The sequence below is a fragment of the Kitasatospora sp. NPDC086791 genome (assembly GCF_040685975.1).
Lineage (GTDB): Bacteria > Actinomycetota > Actinomycetes > Streptomycetales > Streptomycetaceae > Kitasatospora.
On the sequence record NZ_JBFBOC010000037.1, the window covers coordinates 1 to 15,291 of the forward strand.

At 71.5% G+C, this 15,291-nt stretch carries 12 protein-coding genes; 4 read left to right on the forward strand and 8 right to left on the reverse strand.

Annotation, left to right across the window (positions count from 1 at the left end; genetic code table 11):
- Positions 1-157: 157 nt before the first annotated feature.
- From AB0Q99_RS30155 to AB0Q99_RS30170, 4 genes are all read right to left on the reverse strand, one after another.
- Positions 158-1,183, reverse strand: a complete 1,026-nt coding sequence (locus tag AB0Q99_RS30155; RefSeq protein WP_363576797.1) for a rod shape-determining protein — start codon at positions 1,181-1,183, stop codon at positions 158-160.
- Positions 1,184-1,503: 320 nt separating this feature from the next.
- The gene (ndk, locus tag AB0Q99_RS30160) at positions 1,504-1,917 is read right to left on the reverse strand and encodes a nucleoside-diphosphate kinase (protein WP_360248577.1); all 414 of its coding nucleotides are present in this window, start codon (positions 1,915-1,917) and stop codon (positions 1,504-1,506) included.
- A gap of 118 nt (positions 1,918-2,035) precedes the next feature.
- Positions 2,036-2,389: a DUF4233 domain-containing protein gene (locus tag AB0Q99_RS30165; protein ID WP_363576749.1), complete on the reverse strand. Its 354-nt coding sequence runs from the start codon at positions 2,387-2,389 to the stop codon at positions 2,036-2,038.
- Position 2,390: 1 nt separating this feature from the next.
- The gene (locus tag AB0Q99_RS30170; RefSeq protein WP_363576799.1) at positions 2,391-3,749 is read right to left on the reverse strand and encodes a folylpolyglutamate synthase/dihydrofolate synthase family protein; all 1,359 of its coding nucleotides are present in this window, start codon (positions 3,747-3,749) and stop codon (positions 2,391-2,393) included.
- 230 nt (positions 3,750-3,979) lie between these two features.
- On the opposite strand from AB0Q99_RS30170, the gene AB0Q99_RS30175 reads away from it, so the two are divergent.
- The 3 genes from AB0Q99_RS30175 (at position 3,980) to AB0Q99_RS30185 (ending at position 8,380) form a co-directional block, all read left to right on the forward strand.
- Complete coding sequence (locus AB0Q99_RS30175; RefSeq protein WP_363576750.1) at positions 3,980-5,413, forward strand: glycosyltransferase family 2 protein; 1,434 nt, start codon at positions 3,980-3,982, stop codon at positions 5,411-5,413.
- Between the two features lie 75 nt (positions 5,414-5,488).
- Positions 5,489-6,634: a UDP-N-acetylglucosamine 2-epimerase (non-hydrolyzing) gene (wecB, locus tag AB0Q99_RS30180; protein ID WP_363576751.1), complete on the forward strand. Its 1,146-nt coding sequence runs from the start codon at positions 5,489-5,491 to the stop codon at positions 6,632-6,634.
- 183 nt (positions 6,635-6,817) lie between these two features.
- Positions 6,818-8,380 carry a glycosyl hydrolase family 18 protein gene (locus AB0Q99_RS30185; RefSeq protein WP_363576752.1) on the forward strand — a complete coding sequence of 521 codons (1,563 nt, stop codon included), beginning with the start codon at positions 6,818-6,820 and terminating at the stop codon, positions 8,378-8,380.
- A gap of 31 nt (positions 8,381-8,411) precedes the next feature.
- On the opposite strand, the gene AB0Q99_RS30190 is transcribed toward AB0Q99_RS30185, so the two are convergent.
- Positions 8,412-8,936, reverse strand: coding sequence for a hypothetical protein (locus AB0Q99_RS30190; protein WP_363576753.1), 525 nt, complete (start codon positions 8,934-8,936; stop codon positions 8,412-8,414).
- A gap of 346 nt (positions 8,937-9,282) precedes the next feature.
- Complete coding sequence (locus AB0Q99_RS30195) at positions 9,283-11,922, reverse strand: valine--tRNA ligase (protein ID WP_363576754.1); 2,640 nt, start codon at positions 11,920-11,922, stop codon at positions 9,283-9,285.
- 192 nt (positions 11,923-12,114) lie between these two features.
- Between AB0Q99_RS30195 and AB0Q99_RS30200 the strand changes: the two genes are divergently transcribed.
- Entirely contained in the window at positions 12,115-12,954 is an 840-nt protein-coding gene (locus AB0Q99_RS30200; protein ID WP_363576755.1) for a hypothetical protein, read from the forward strand.
- Positions 12,955-13,056: 102 nt separating this feature from the next.
- Here the strand turns inward: AB0Q99_RS30200 and clpX are convergent, their stop codons facing one another.
- Positions 13,057-14,346 (reverse strand): ATP-dependent Clp protease ATP-binding subunit ClpX, encoded by a 1,290-nt coding sequence (gene clpX, locus AB0Q99_RS30205; protein ID WP_045696864.1) that lies wholly within the window; start codon positions 14,344-14,346, stop codon positions 13,057-13,059.
- Between the two features lie 280 nt (positions 14,347-14,626).
- Entirely contained in the window at positions 14,627-15,289 is a 663-nt protein-coding gene (locus tag AB0Q99_RS30210) for an ATP-dependent Clp protease proteolytic subunit (protein WP_329931164.1), read from the reverse strand.
- Between the last annotated feature and the right edge of the window lie 2 nt (positions 15,290-15,291).

Here is a 15,291-nt window from a genome sequence, read left to right on the forward strand (position 1 = left end):
TCCGCGCTACGGCCCCGCCCCCCACCAGTATCAGCTGTAGCCGGCTATCTCGTGTGTCCCGCCGGGTGGGGGAACGCCCCCTTCGTCCCGGGCGGCCGCCCGGGCGGTGGGGCCGGGGCGGCGGCCCGTTCAGTCGTGTCGGATGTGTGCTGTGGTGCTAGCGGCGCGGCTGGGCGTCGAGTACCTGCTGGAGGGCCTCGAACTCCTCGACGCACTTGCCGGAGCCGAGCGCGACGGAGTCGAGCGGGTTCTCGGCGATGTGGATCGGCATGCCGGTCTCGCGGCGCAGTCGCTCGTCGAGGCCGCGCAGCAGGGCGCCGCCGCCGGTGAGCACGATGCCGCGGTCCATGACGTCGCCGGCCAGCTCGGGCGGGCACTGGTCGAGGGTGGTCTTGACCGCGTCGATGATCGAGTTGACCGGCTCGTCGATGGCCTCGCGGACCTCGGCGGCGGAGATGACGACGGTCTTGGGCAGGCCGCTGACCAGGTCGCGGCCGCGGATCTCGGCGTGTTCGTCCTTCTCGCCATCCAGGCCGAAGGCGCTGCCGATGCTCATCTTGATCTGTTCGGCGCTGCGCTCGCCGAGGAGGAGCGAGTACTCCTTCTTGATGTGCTGGACGATCGCGTTGTCGAGTTCGTCGCCGGCGACCCGGATGGACTGGGCGGTGACGATGCCGCCGAGGGAGATGACGGCGACTTCGGTGGTGCCGCCGCCGATGTCGACGACCATGTTGCCGGTGGCCTCGTGGACGGGGAGGCCGGCGCCGATGGCGGCGGCCATCGGCTCCTCGATGATGTGCACCTGGCGGGCGCCGGCCTGCGAGGAGGCCTCGATGACGGCGCGGCGCTCGACGCCGGTGATGCCGGAGGGGACGCAGACGACGACGCGCGGGCGGGCGAGGTAGCGGCGGCGGTGGATCTTGAGGATGAAGTACCGCAGCATGCGCTCGGTGATCTCGAAGTCGGCGATCACGCCGTCCTTGAGCGGGCGGATGGCGACGATGTTGCCCGGGGTGCGGCCGATCATCTTCTTGGCCTCGGCGCCGACGGCGAGGATGCCGCCGGTGTTGGTGTTCACGGCGACGACCGACGGCTCGTTCAGGACGATGCCCTTGCCCCTGACGTACACCAGCGTGTTGGCAGTTCCGAGGTCGATCGCCAAGTCGCGGCCGATGAACGACAGGTTGCTCGCCATGGGGTGTGGGTGCCTTCCCGGGCTCGGAGTTCATGGGGGGTGGACGACTGCGTGCGCCCACGCTTGGGCGGAGACCAGCTGAGCTGCCTTACCGGGCCCTTGAGTCGCGTCCATCGTAGTCACGCCTCGCGGTACGGACGTCGACGTGGGGCATACCGTCCATTGTCCGGAGCGTGATCGCTTCTCCCCGGATTGGGACGCCGTGTCGGCATCCCCAGTTCCCTATTTCACGATAAGAATGCCCCGGCCGGGCCAATGGTCCCGACCGGGGCGGTCCCGGGGTCCTCCGGGCGTCGCGCCCGTCCGGGTCAGGCGTGCGCGGGGAAGAAGATCTTGATCTCGCGCTCGGCGGACTCCGGGGAGTCGGAGGCGTGGATCAGGTTCTCGCGGGTGATCGTCGCGTAGTCGCCGCGGATGGTGCCGGCGCCGGCCTCCAGCGGGTTGGTGGCCCCGGCGAGCATGCGGATGCCCTTCACGACCTCCTCGCCCTCGACGATCAGCGCGAGGGACGGGCCGGAGGTCATGAACTCCAGCAGCGGCTCGTAGAACGGGCGGCCGACGTGCTCCGCGTAGTGCTGCTCCAGCGTCGCCCGGTCGAAGGTGCGCAGCTCGATCGCGGCGAAGCGCCAGCCGGCCTTGCGCTCGATGCGGCTGATGATCTCGCCCGCCAGGCCGCGGCGGACGGCGTCGGGCTTGAGCAGGACGAGAGTGCGCTGGGACACGGTGCGTCTCCTGGGGATTCGGTGCGGCGGACGGTCGGGTCGACGAGTGGGCCGACACGGCAGAGGTTACCTTGCGTACACGGCGTGTCGGTCGGCCGGTCCGGGCCCCGGACCTGCCCTAGACCCGGGCGGCCGCGGCCTCGGTGGCGGCCGCGCGGGCGGCCTTGAAGGCGTCCACCTTGCGGCCGTAGTGCACCGAGCACCACCACAGGCCGGCGAAGACCACGCCGAGGCCGAACATGGTCGGCAGCACGAAGCCGCTGGCGATCAGACCGATCTGCAGCGCCCAGCCGATCGGCACCGCGCCGGGGCGGTCGATCATGCCGCAGAGCGCGACGCACAGGACCATCGCGATGCCGGTGACGGTCCAGACCGTGGCCGTCGGGACGTCGGAGAGCCGCATCGCGACCAGTCCGGCGAACATCGCCAGCAGCGCTTCGCCGATCAGCGTCGAGGAGCAGAGCGTCCTCATGTCACTTCCTCCCGAGCAGCAGGCGGGCCTCGCCCACCGTGATGACCGAACCGGTGACCAGCACCCCGGCGCCGCCGAGGTCGCCCTCCTCCTCGGCGAGGGTGACGGCGGCGGCGATGGCGTCGTCGAGGCGGGGCTCGACCTGGACGCGGTCCTCGCCGAAGACCTCGACGGCCAGGGCGGCGAGCTCGTCGACGTCCATCGCGCGGTGGGTGGAGTTCTGGGTGATGACGACCTCGGCCAGGATCGGCTCGAAGGCTTCCAGCACGCCGGCCACGTCCTTGTCGCCGGAGGTGCCGATCACGCCGACGAGCCGGGTGAAGCCGAAGGACTCGGTGAGGGCGGCGACGGTGGCGCGGGCGCCGTGCGGGTTGTGCGCGGCGTCCAGGACGATCGTGGGGCTGCGGCGGACGACCTCCAGGCGGCCCGGCGAGGAGACGCCGGAGAAGGCCTGGCGGATCTTGTCGACGTCGAGCTGGCCGCCGCGGGCGCCGCCGACGCCGAAGAAGGCCTCGACCGCGGCGAGCGCGAGTGCCGCGTTGTGCGCCTGGTACTCGCCGTGCAGCGGGATGAAGACGTCCTCGTACTCCTCGCCGCCGAGTCCGCGCAGCGTCACCAGCTGGCCGCCGACGGCGAGTTCGCGGCGGATCACGCCGAACTCCATGCCCTCGCGGGCGACCGTGGCGTCCACCTCGACGGCGCGGCGCAGGATGACCTGGGCGGCGTCGAGCTGCTGCTGGGCGACGACGGCGACGGCGTCGGGCTTGATGATCCCGGACTTCTCGACGGCGATCTCGCCGGTGGTCCCGCCGAGCTTGTCGGTGTGGTCGAGGCCGATCGGGGTGATCACGGCGACGGCGGCGTCGATGACGTTGGTGGCGTCCCAGGAGCCGCCCATGCCGACCTCGACCACGGCGACGTCGACGGGGGCGTCGGCGAAGGCGGCGTAGGCCATGCCGGTCAGCACCTCGAAGAAGGACATCGGCACCGGCTGCGCCGCGTCGACCATCTGCACGTAGGGCTCGATGTCGCGGTAGACCTCGACGAAGCGCTCGGGGGCGATCGGGGCGCCGTCCAGGCTGATCCGCTCGGTGACGGACTCGACGTGCGGGCTGGTGTAGCGGCCGGTGCGCAGCTCGAAGCTGTTGAGCAGCTGCTCGATCATCCGGGCGGTGGAGGTCTTGCCGTTGGTGCCGGTGATGTGGATGGAGGGGAAGGACCGCTGGGGCTGGCCCAGGATGTCCATCAGCGCCTCGATCCGGTCGAGCGAGGGCTCCAGCTTGTTCTCCGGCCAGCGCTTGGAGAGGTCCGTCTCGACGTCGCGCAGGGCGTCGCCGGTGCCGCCGTCGGCGGGGCGGATGGTGTACGGGTTCGGGTCGGCCTTGTCGCTCACGACCACAGTCTACGGAGCGCTGGCGTGACCTCCTCACAGGGTGAGGGGCGGGGTGAGAACGGCCACTTTGTCCGGGCTTCACCGCTACACACCAGTTTGATCCCTTTACTATTCATTTAGCGAGTTTGAGCCGCAATGAAGCATCGATTCGCAGTCAACGGGAGCCGCCAACCTTTGATCACGAGGAGCACTGCGCCATGCCCGACGCCCTGCACGACTGGATCGTGCTTCGCCAGGACGCCGTCGTCTGGGTCGCCGAACTGATCTCGCTGGCCCTCGTGGCCTACCTGGCGCTCGTCTTCGGACGCTTCCTCGTCTACTGGGCCGGCTCCCGCCACGCCTTCCGGCACAACCGGCCCGCCGAGCCCGGCGACCCCGCCGCCTTCCAGTGGCACCTGGTCATCCCGTGCCGTGACGAGGAGGCCGTGGTCACCCAGACCCTGGACGGCCTGCGGGCCGCCGCGCCCGAGGCCCACCTGTGGGTGATCGACGACGACAGCGAGGACGCCACCCGCGAGCTGGTGCTCGCCGCGGCGGCCCGCGACCCGCGCGTCCACCTGGTCCAGCGCCGCCGTCCGCACGCCCGGATCGGCAAGGGCGCCGCCCTCAACGCCGCCTACCGGGAGATCTCCGCCCGGCTGCCCGAGGACACCGACCGCTCCCGCGTGGTGATCGGCGTCGTCGACGCCGACGGCCGGCTCGACCCGGGCACCCTCGCCCAGGTCTGCAACGCCAAGGCCCTCGGCCGCCCCGACACCGGCGCCGTCCAGATCGGCGTCCGGATGCGCAACGCCGACGACGAGCTCCCGCTGCCCGGCCGCGGCCGCGCCGCCAACGCCGTCGCCCGCGCGCTCGTGCGGATGCAGGACGTCGAGTTCCAGGCCAACAACGCCGGCATGCAGCTGCTGCGCCGACGCACCGGCAGCGTCGGCCTCGGCGGCAACGGCCAGTTCGTCCGGCTCAGCGCCCTCGACTCGCTCACCACCGAGGAGGGCCGGGCCGGCCGCCCCTGGCCCGAACGGGCACTGCTGGAGGACTACGAGTCCGGACTGGACCTGCGCCTGGCGGGCTGGCGGCTCACCCACGTCACCGAGACCCAGGTCTCCCAGGAGGGCCTGGTCTCGCTGCGCCGCTTCCTCACCCAGCGCACCCGCTGGGCCCAGGGCAACATGCAGTGCCTGCGTTACACCGGCCGGGTGCTGCGCTCCCCGCACTACACCTGGTCCGGCAAGGCCGAGGTGATGTACACCTTCCTGCAGCCCGTGGTCTGCGTCCTCCTGGTGCTGCTGTTCCCGCTCTCGCTCGGGATCACCGCCGCCGGGCTGGTGCTCTTCCCCGCCGAGACCACCGACTTCCAGCTCCGGTTCGGGCCGTGGATGCTGCTCGTCTTCGTGCTCGCCACGCTGCCGATGGTGTTCTGGGGCCTCGCCTACCGCAAGGCCGTCCACCCGGACCGCCGCCGGCTCACCGGGCTGCTCTGGGGCGTCCTGGTCTGGCTCTACGCCTACCACCTCTTCGTGGTCGCCGCCCGGGCCGCCGTCCGGCTGCTGCTCGGACGCAACGGCTGGGCCAAGACCCGCCGCAACGCCGAGAAGGTCGCCCTCGGCGCCCCCACCGCGCTCGAATCCTGAGCCGCCACCCCAGCCCCGCGCGCCCGGCCCCGCCCCCGGCCCGTGCCCCTCCCCGTCTCCCCCGGAGCCTCCCGCATGAGCACCTGCCTGCCCCCGTCCAGCGTCGCCGTCGTCCTCGGCACCCGCCCCGAGCTGGTCAAGCTCGCCCCGCTGATCCACGAGCTCGGCGACGCCACCCGGCTGGTGCACACCGGCCAGCACTGGGACGAGGCGATGTCCGGCCGCTTCCTGCGCGACCTGGACCTGCCCCGGCCCGAACTGCTCACCGGGGTCGGCGGCCGCCCCCGGGCCGGCCAGATCGCCCAGTCCCTGGGCCAGCTGGACGCCGCCTTCGCCGAGGACCGCCCCGTCGCCGTCGTCGTCCAGGGCGACACCAACGCCACCCTCGCCGGGGCGCTGGCCGCCAACGCCCGGGAGATCCCGCTGGTCCACGTCGAGGCAGGGCTGCGCAGCTTCGACCGGGCGATGCCCGAGGAGCACAACCGGGTGATGGTCGACCACGTCTCCGACCTGCTCTGCGCCGCCACCTCGGACAACGTCGCCAACCTGCGCGCCGAGTCGCTGGCCGAGGACCGGATCGAGCTCACCGGCAACACCGTCGTCGAGGTGGTCCGCCGTCAGCTGCCGGACGAGACCGTCCGTGCCGCGCTGCTCGCCGCGCACGGGCTGCGCCCGGACGGATACGTGCTGGCCACCGTGCACCGCCCGGAGAACACCGACACCGCCGAGGCGCTCGGCGCCGTCCTCGCCGAGCTGGACCGGATCGCCCGGGCCGGCACCCCGGTGCTGTTCCCGATGCACCCGCGCACCCGGGCCGCCGTCGAGCGCTTCGGCCTGGACGACCTGCTGGAGCGGCTGGCGGTCACCGGCCCGGTCGGCTACGCCGACTTCCTGGGCCTGGCGAGCCACGCGGCGCTGCTGGTCTCCGACTCCGGCGGCGTGCAGGAGGAGTGCACCGTGCTCGGCCGTCCGCTGCTGGTGGTGCGCCGCTCCACCGAGCGCCCGGAGGCGGTGGCGGCCGGCTTCGCCGCGCTGGTCGGGCCCGGCGAAGAGCTGGGCGGGCTGGCCCGTGACTGGCTCTCCGACACCCCCGAGCGCCTGGCCCGGCTCGCGGCCGCCCCGAGCCCCTACGGCGACGGCCTGGCCTCGGCCCGGATCGCCGCACTGACCAGGGCGCTCGCCGGGGCCACCGGGGCAGCGGCGCTGCCGACGGCCGCCTGAGGCCGGGGCCGAAGAGGGTGGTGCCCTCTTGACAGCCGGATTGGTCTACTCCACCTTGTGAGTCAAGTCTCCTTTCCCGACAGGGACTTGAGTTGTCGGTAGCTCCCGCACGCGCACCATCGACACCCCGGACGGAGCTCCCCCACCGCGCTCCGCCGGGCCTCCCCCACTGGAGACGGAGTCATGCCACCTGCCCGACACCGGCGCCCGCGCGCCGTCCACTCCCTGCTCGCCGGAGCGAGCGCCGTCGCCATCGGCCTGAGCGGGCTCGTGCTCGCCGACGACACCGGCGCGCACGCCGCCGACACCGACCTGATCACCAACGGCGGCTTCGAGACCGGGAACCCGACCGGCTGGAGCTGCACCGTCGGCGCCGTCCAGAGCACCACCGCGCACTCCGGCCGGTACGCCCTGCAGTCCAGCCCGGGCACGGGCGACACCGGCGAGTGCACCCAGACCGTCCCGGTGAAGCCCTCCTCCTCGTACACGCTGAGCGCCTGGGTGCAGGGCTCGTACGTCTACCTGGGCGCCCGCGGCACCGGCGGCACCGATCCGAGCACCTGGACGACCTCCCCGGGCTGGGCCCAGCTGAGCAGCGGCTTCACCACCGGCCCCGACACCACCAGCGTCACCGTCTACCTGCACGGCTGGTACGGACAGCCGGCCTTCCTCGCCGACGACGTGTCACTGCTCGGCCCCGGCGGCCCGCAGCCGTCCCCGAGCCCGACCGCGACCGCGTCCCCGAGCCCGACGGCCACCGCGACGGACCCCGGCAGCCCCTCCCCCACCGGCAGCACGAGCCCGACCGGCACCGCGAGCCCGACCGCCACCTCGACGGGCAAGCCGCCCGGCCTGCCCAAGCACATCCTCACCGGCTACTGGCAGAACTTCGACAACGGCGCCACCGTCCAACGGATCAGCGACGTCCCGGCCGCCTACGACATCATCGCGGTCTCCTTCGCCGACGCCACCGCCACCCGCGGCGGGCTGTCCTTCACGCTCGACCCCGCGCTCGCCGCCCGCCTCGGCGGCTACACCGATGCCCAGTTCAAGGCCGACATCGCCGCCAAGCGGGCCGCCGGGAAACGGGTGGTGCTCTCGATCGGCGGCCAGAACGGCACGGTCTGGGTGGGTGACTCCGCCTCCGCCGCGACCTTCACCAGCACCGCCTGGGCGCTGATGCAGGCCTACGGCTTCGACGGGATCGACATCGACCTGGAGAACGGCGTCAGCTCCACCTACCTGGGCCAGGCCCTGCACGCGCTGGCGGCGAAGGCGGGCAGCGGATTCATCCTCACCATGGCGCCGCAGACGATCGACATGCAGTCGACCGGCATGGAGTACTTCAAGCTGGCGCTGAACGTGAAGGACATCCTCACCATCGTCAACATGCAGTACTACAACTCCGGCGCGATGAACGGCTGCGACGGCAACGTCTACTCGCAGGGCACCGAGAACTTCCTCACCGCGCTGGCCTGCATCCAGCTCAAGGGCGGGCTGCGCCCCGACCAGGTGGGCCTCGGGGTGCCGGCCTCGACCAGCGCGGCGGGCGGCGGCTACCTCGACGCCGGCACGGTCGACCGGGCGCTGGACTGCCTGGCGTCCGGCGCCAACTGCGGCAGCTACCGGCCCGACACCACCTGGCCGGGCATCGGCGGCGCGATGACCTGGTCCACCAACTGGGACGCCAAGGCGGGCAACCCCGTCGCCGGTACCATCGGCGCCCACCTGCACGCCATGCCGTAGGGCACGGCGGGCGGCCTGCCGCAGGCCCGGGTCAGACCCCGGCCCGGGCCTCCGGCAGGTGCACGGTGCCACCATGCCGACGGCGCAACTCGGCGGTGATCTCGGCCAGTTCGCCCTCGGGCAGCAGCGGCAGCATCATCGCGACGCCCTGCAGCAGACCGCCCAGCAGGAAGGTGGTGTCGGCCGTCGAGGCGACCAGACCGCGGACCTCGGCCACCTCGCCGGCCGCCACCGCCTCGATCAGCCGGGCCGCGCTCGCGCTCTCCTCGTCCACCGCGACCGCGCCGGTGTCGGCCGGGGCGCGCCGGGCCATCGCCCGCAACACCCTGTCCCCGACCTCGGGGGCGTACGCCTTGCGGACGGCCTCGGCGGCGATCCAGGCGAGCAGGGTGGTCACCTCGCGCTCGGCCCGCTCGGCGAACAGCACGTCCAGCTCGTGGTCGAACGCGAGCTGGTTCCCGTGCCGGAAGGCGAGCAACAGGGTCGCCGCCCTGGCCTTGGCTTCCTCGACCGCCTCGGCAGGCAGTTCGTCGGCCAACTCCTCGGTCACCACCACGCCGTGCCCTCCCGTCCGTCGCCCATCAGGGACACCCCGCGGGAACGCTCGGCAGAAACGCCCCTCGGAAACTCCGTGCACACCGTACACATCCGACCTGCAAACTTCCGCGAACGCGCGCGGGCAAGACCGGAATCAATTCGCTCGGAATAGGACCTCACCCGGTCCAGGATGAATATTCGCCGGAAGGGAGCAATGTTGCTGCGCTATTAGGCGTAACAAAAAACGGCCCTCCGCCGGCACCAGGAGCCGGGACCGCGAAACGCCGAGGGGCCGCACCGCCGAAACGCCGAGGGGCCGCACCCCGCGCGTCGCGGAGTGCGGCCCCTCACGGGCCGGTACGGGCTCAGCCCTGCGGCAGCGCCGCGAGCTGGGCGGTGATCCGGGCGATGTCGGCCTCGGCGGCCTCCTGACGGCCCTTGATCTTGGCGACCACCTCGTCCGGCGCCTTGGCGAGGAACGCCTCGTTGCCGAGCTTGGCGGTGGTCTGGGCCTTCTCCTTCTCGGCGGCCGCGAGGTCCTTGGCGAGGCGCTTGCGCTCCGCCGCGACGTCGATGGTGCCGGACAGGTCCAGCGCGACGGTGGCACCGGCCACCGGCAGCGAGGCGGTGGCCGCGAAGCCCTCCTCGGGGGCGGTCAGCCGCAGCAGCGAGCGGATCGCGTCCTCGTGGGCGGCGAGCGCGGTGCCGCCCAGCTCCAGCTTGGCCGGGACGCGCTGGCCCGGCTTGAGGCCCTGGTCCGTGCGGAACCGGCGGACCTCGGTGACGACCTGCTGCAGCGTGGCGATCTCCGCCTCGGCCTCGGCGTCGCGGTAGCCGCTGTCGGCCGGCCAGTCGGCGATGACGACCGACTCGGCACCGGTCAGCGTGGTCCACAGCGTCTCGGTGACGAAGGGGACGATCGGGTGCAGCAGCCGCAGCGTGACGTCCAGGACCTCGCCGAGCACCCGGCGCGCGGCGTCGGCCCGCGGGCCGCCCTTGGCCAGGGTGGTCTTGGAGAGCTCGACGTACCAGTCGAAGACCTCGTCCCAGGCGAAGTGGTACAGCGCCTCGGAGAGCTTGGAGAACTGGTAGTCCTCGTACAGCCCGTCCACCTCGGCGACGGTGCTGTTGAGGCGCGACAGGATCCAGCGGTCGCTCGCGGTCAGCTCCTCCGGCGCGGGCAGCGGGCCCTCGACGGTGGCGCCGTTCATCAGCGCGAAGCGGGTGGCGTTCCAGATCTTGTTGGCGAAGTTGCGGGCCGCCTGGACCCAGTCCTCGCCGATCGGCACGTCGACGCCCGGGTTGGCACCGCGCGCCAGCGTGAAGCGCAGCGCGTCGGAGCCGTACTTGTCCATCCAGTCCAACGGGTTGACCACGTTGCCGAAGGACTTCGACATCTTCTTGCCGTTCTGGTCACGGACCATGCCGTGCAGCGCGATGGTGTGGAACGGCGGGGTGCCGTCCATCGCGTAGAGGCCGAACATCATCATCCGGGCGACCCAGAAGAACAGGATGTCGTAGCCGGTGACCAGGACGGAGTTCGGGTAGAACTTCGCGAGGCTGTCGGTCTGCTCCGGCCAGCCGAGCGTGGAGAACGGCCACAGGCCGGAGGAGAACCAGGTGTCCAGGACGTCGGTGTCCTGGTGCCAGCCCTCGCCCGTCGGCGGCTGCTCGTCGGGGCCGACGCAGACGATCTCGCCGTTCGGGCCGTACCAGACCGGGATGCGGTGGCCCCACCACAGCTGGCGCGAGATGCACCAGTCGTGCAGGTTGTCGACCCAGTCGAAGTACCGCTTCTCCATCTCCTGCGGGTGGATCTTGACCTTGCCGTCGCGGACCGCGTCACCGGCGGCCTGGGCGAGCGGGCCGACCTTGACCCACCACTGCATGGACAGCCGCGGCTCGATGGTGGTCTTGCAGCGCGAGCAGTGGCCCACCGAGTGGGTGTACGGGCGCTTCTCGGCGACGATCCGGCCCTCGGCGCGCAGCGCGGCGACGATAGCCGAGCGGGCCTCCAGGCGGTCCAGGCCGAGGAAGGGGCCGTGCACGGTGATGACGGCGTGCTCGTCCATGACGGCGATGTTCGGCAGGTCGTGCCGCTGGCCGATCTCGAAGTCGTTCGGGTCGTGCGCGGGCGTCACCTTGACGGCACCGGTGCCGAACTCCGGGTCGACGTGGGTGTCGGCGACGATCGGGATCCGGCGGCCGGTCAGCGGCAGCTCGATCTCGGTGCCGACCAGGTGCCGGTACCGCTCGTCCTCCGGGTGGACGGCGACCGCGGTGTCGCCGAGCATCGTCTCGGCGCGCGTGGTCGCGACGACGATGGAGTTCTCGCCCTCGCCGTAGCGGATCGAGACCAGCTCGCCGTCGTCGTCCTGGTACTCCACCTCGATGTCCGAGATGGCGGTCAGGCAGCGCGGGCACCAGTTGATGATGCGCTCGGCGCGGTAGATCAGCTCGTCGTCGTAGAGCTTCTTGAAGATGGTCTGGACGGCCTGGGACAGGCCCTCGTCCATGGTGAACCGCTCGCGGGACCAGTCCACGCCGTCGCCGAGACGCCGCATCTGGCCGGAGATCTGGCCGCCGGACTCCGCCTTCCACTTCCAGACGCGCTCGACGAAGGCCTCGCGGCCCAGGTCGTGGCGGGACTTGCCCTCCTTGGCGAGCTCGCGCTCGACCACGTTCTGGGTGGCGATGCCGGCGTGGTCCATGCCGGGCTGCCAGAGGGCCTCGTAGCCCTGCATGCGCTTGCGGCGGACCAGCGCGTCGATCAGCGTGTGCTCGAAGGCGTGGCCCAGGTGCAGGCTGCCGGTGACGTTCGGCGGGGGGATGACGATGGTGAACGGCGGCTTGTCGCTCTTCGCGTCGGCGCTGAAGTACCCACGCTCCACCCAGCGCTCGTACAGCTCGCCCTCTACGTCCGCGGGGGTGTAGGTCGTCGGGAGGGTGGCTGCTTCGTCCCCGGCAGAGGTGCTCACGGGGCGCTGGTTCGTCGTGTCGGTCACGACGCACAGTTTACGTAACCGGGGGGGCGGGTTACGAACCGCTTTCGGTCCGTGGACCCGCCGCGCCCGGACGGGGCCGCGGCGGGCGCCGTGCGGTAGCGTGCCCGGGCACTCGTCCGGTCGACCGGACGGGCACGGAACGGGTCCACGACGACAGACAGGCCGCTGGTGCGGCGGGGGAGCACGGAGCAGATGTACGGCCAGGGACAGCAGTATCCGCAGGGACAACCGCAGCCGCAGCCCTACGGGGCCCCGCCGCAGTACGGCGCGCCGCCGCAGCAGGCGTACGGCGCCCCGCAACCGCCCTACGGCCAGCCGCCGCAGCCCCAGTACGGCGCGCCCCAGCAGCCGTACGGCGCGCCGCCGCCGTACGGGGTACCGCCACAGGCGCCGTACGGCCAGCCGGGCTACCCGGTGGCGCCGCCGCCGAAGGGCAAGGGCGGCCTGGTCATCGGTCTGGTGGTCGGCGCGCTGGTGCTGGGCGGCGGCGGCTTCGCCGCCTGGACGTTCCTCGGCGGCGACCAGGGCGGCCAGTACAAGATCACCGCCCCGCAGACGCTGCCGGACGGCTACGTGCAGAAGTCGGCGAAGGAGCAGGCCGCCGACATGAACAAGCCCGAGGCGTCGAAGTTCGGCACCGACCTGCAGGTCCTGGTGGCCAGCTACAGCAAGGGGTCGGACGCGCTGGACACCTTCTCGGTGGTCGGCGTGTACGGGAACCTGAACGACCCCGCGCAGATCATCGAGGACTCCAAGAAGGACACCGGCGGCCTGACCTGGACCACGCCGATGACCGACTTCCCGGCGCAGGACGCCAACAACTCCTCGGCGAAGCTCTCCTGCGGCGTGGCCGGCCTGCTCGCCGGCAAGCCCGGCCCGACGGTCTGCGTGTGGGCGGACAAGTCCACCACCGGCCGGATCACCTTCAGCAAGCTCAACCTGGGCACCGGCGGCGGCGGTCAGGGGCTCAGCCCGGACCAGGCGGCCGCCAGGACGCGGGCGATCCGCGACGCCATGGTCGTCGCCAAGTAGCACCGCGCTCGTCACACCCGAGGGGCCCCGCACCGGATCCGGTGCGGGGCCCCTCGGGTGCTCTCGCGCGTCTTCGCGTGCCGTCGGGTGACGGCCGTCGGGTCAGGCGCTCTTCTCGCGGCGCTCGCGCTTGATCATGTCGCGCGGGACGAGGGTGGGGATGGCGTGCTTGGAGACCACGTCCCCGGTGACCACCACGCGGGCGACGTCCTGGCGCGAGGGGACCTCGTACATCACGGACATCAGCACCTCCTCCATGATGGCCCGCAGCCCGCGCGCGCCGGTGCCGCGCAGGATCGCCTGGTCGGCGATCGCCTCCAGCGCGTCCCGGGAGAACTCCAGCTCCACGCCGTCCAGTTCGAAGAGCTTGCGGTACTGCTTGACCAGGGCGTTGCGCGGCTCGGTGAGGATCTGCAGCAGCGCCTCGCGGTCCAGGTTGTGCACGCTGGTGATGACCGGCAGGCGGCCGATGAACTCGGGGATCATGCCGAACTTCACCAGGTCCTCGGGCATCACCTGGCGGAAGTGGTCGCTGGCGTCCGACTCCCGCTTGGAGCGGATGTTGGCGCCGAAGCCGATGCCCTTGGCACCCGCGCGGCCCTCGATGATCCGCTCCAGGCCGGCGAACGCGCCGCCGACGATGAACAGCACGTTGGTGGTGTCGATCTGGATGAACTCCTGGTGCGGGTGCTTGCGCCCGCCCTGCGGCGGCACCGAGGCGGTGGTGCCCTCCAGGATCTTCAGCAGGGCCTGCTGCACGCCCTCGCCGGAGACGTCCCGGGTGATCGACGGGTTCTCGCTCTTGCGCGCGACCTTGTCGATCTCGTCGATGTAGATGATCCCGGTCTCGGCCTTCTTGACGTCGTAGTCGGCCGCCTGGATCAGCTTGAGCAGGATGTTCTCGACGTCCTCGCCGACGTAGCCGGCCTCGGTCAGCGCGGTGGCGTCCGCGATCGCGAACGGCACGTTGAGCATCCGGGCCAGGGTCTGCGCCAGCAGGGTCTTGCCGGAGCCGGTGGGGCCCAACAGCAGGATGTTGGACTTGGCCAGCTCGATGGCGTCCTCGCGGCCGTTGCCGCCGCTGCGGCCGGCCTCGCCCGCCTGGACGCGCTTGTAGTGGTTGTAGACGGCGACCGACAGCGCCTTCTTGGCCAGGTCCTGGCCGACCACGTACTGGTCCAGGAACTCGTAGATCTCGCGCGGCTTCGGGAGCTCCTCGAAGCGGACCTCGGAGGTCTCGGCGAGTTCCTCCTCGATGATCTCGTTGCACAGGTCGATGCACTCGTCGCAGATGTACACGCCTGGGCCGGCGATCAGCTTCTTCACCTGCTTCTGCGACTTGCCGCAGAACGAGCACTTGAGCAGGTCGCCACCGTCTCCGATGCGTGCCACGAGGTGCTTCCCCTTCGCCAGGGGCCCCGCAGGGGTTCCGGGGCCTGGTGCTGTGGACCGTCAACGCCGACGGCGCTCGGTCTCGCTATCCGACGGTACTCTGCCGGGCCCGTGATTCCGTCCTCTTCGCCAGGTCTGCCCTACGCCCTGGGCGAATTGATACCGAACAGATGCCGTGGCACGGGCCCGCCGATGGGTGGGGGCGGGGCGCGCCCCAGCGGTGCGCGCCCCGCCCCGATGTGTCCCTCCGGCCCGGTCGCGGGCCGGGAGGGAGCCGACCTCAGGAGGTCAGCGAGGTCTTGCGGGTGGAGATGATCTGGTCGACCAGGCCGTACTCGGCGGCCTCCTCGGCGGTCAGGATCTTGTCGCGCTCGATGTCCTCGCGCACCTGCTCCACCGACTTGTTGGAGTGCTTGGAGAGCATCTGCTCCAGCTGCTCGCGCATCCGGAAGATCTCCTTGGCCTGGATCTCCAGGTCGGACACCTGGCCGCGGCCGGTCTCGGTGTACGGCTGGTGGATCAGGATCCGGGCGTTCGGCAGCGCCATCCGCTTGCCGGGGGTGCCGGCGGCGAGCAGCACGGCCGCGGCGGAGGCCGCCTGGCCCATGCAGACCGTGGTGATGTCCGGCTTCACGTACTGCATGGTGTCGTAGATGGCCGTCAGGGCCGTGAACGAGCCGCCGGGCGAGTTGATGTACATCTGGATCTCGCGGTCCGGGTCCATCGACTCCAGGCACAGCAGCTGCGCCATGATGTCGTTCGCCGAGACGTCGTCGACCTGCGAGCCGAGGAAGATGATGCGCTCCTCGAACAGCTTGGCGTACGGGTCGTACTCGCGGATGCCCTGCGTGGTGCGCTCGACGAAGCGGGGGACGATGTAGCGGCCCTCGGCGCGCATGTCCTCGACGCGGGCCTGGGCGGCCGACAGGCTGGGGATGTTCATGG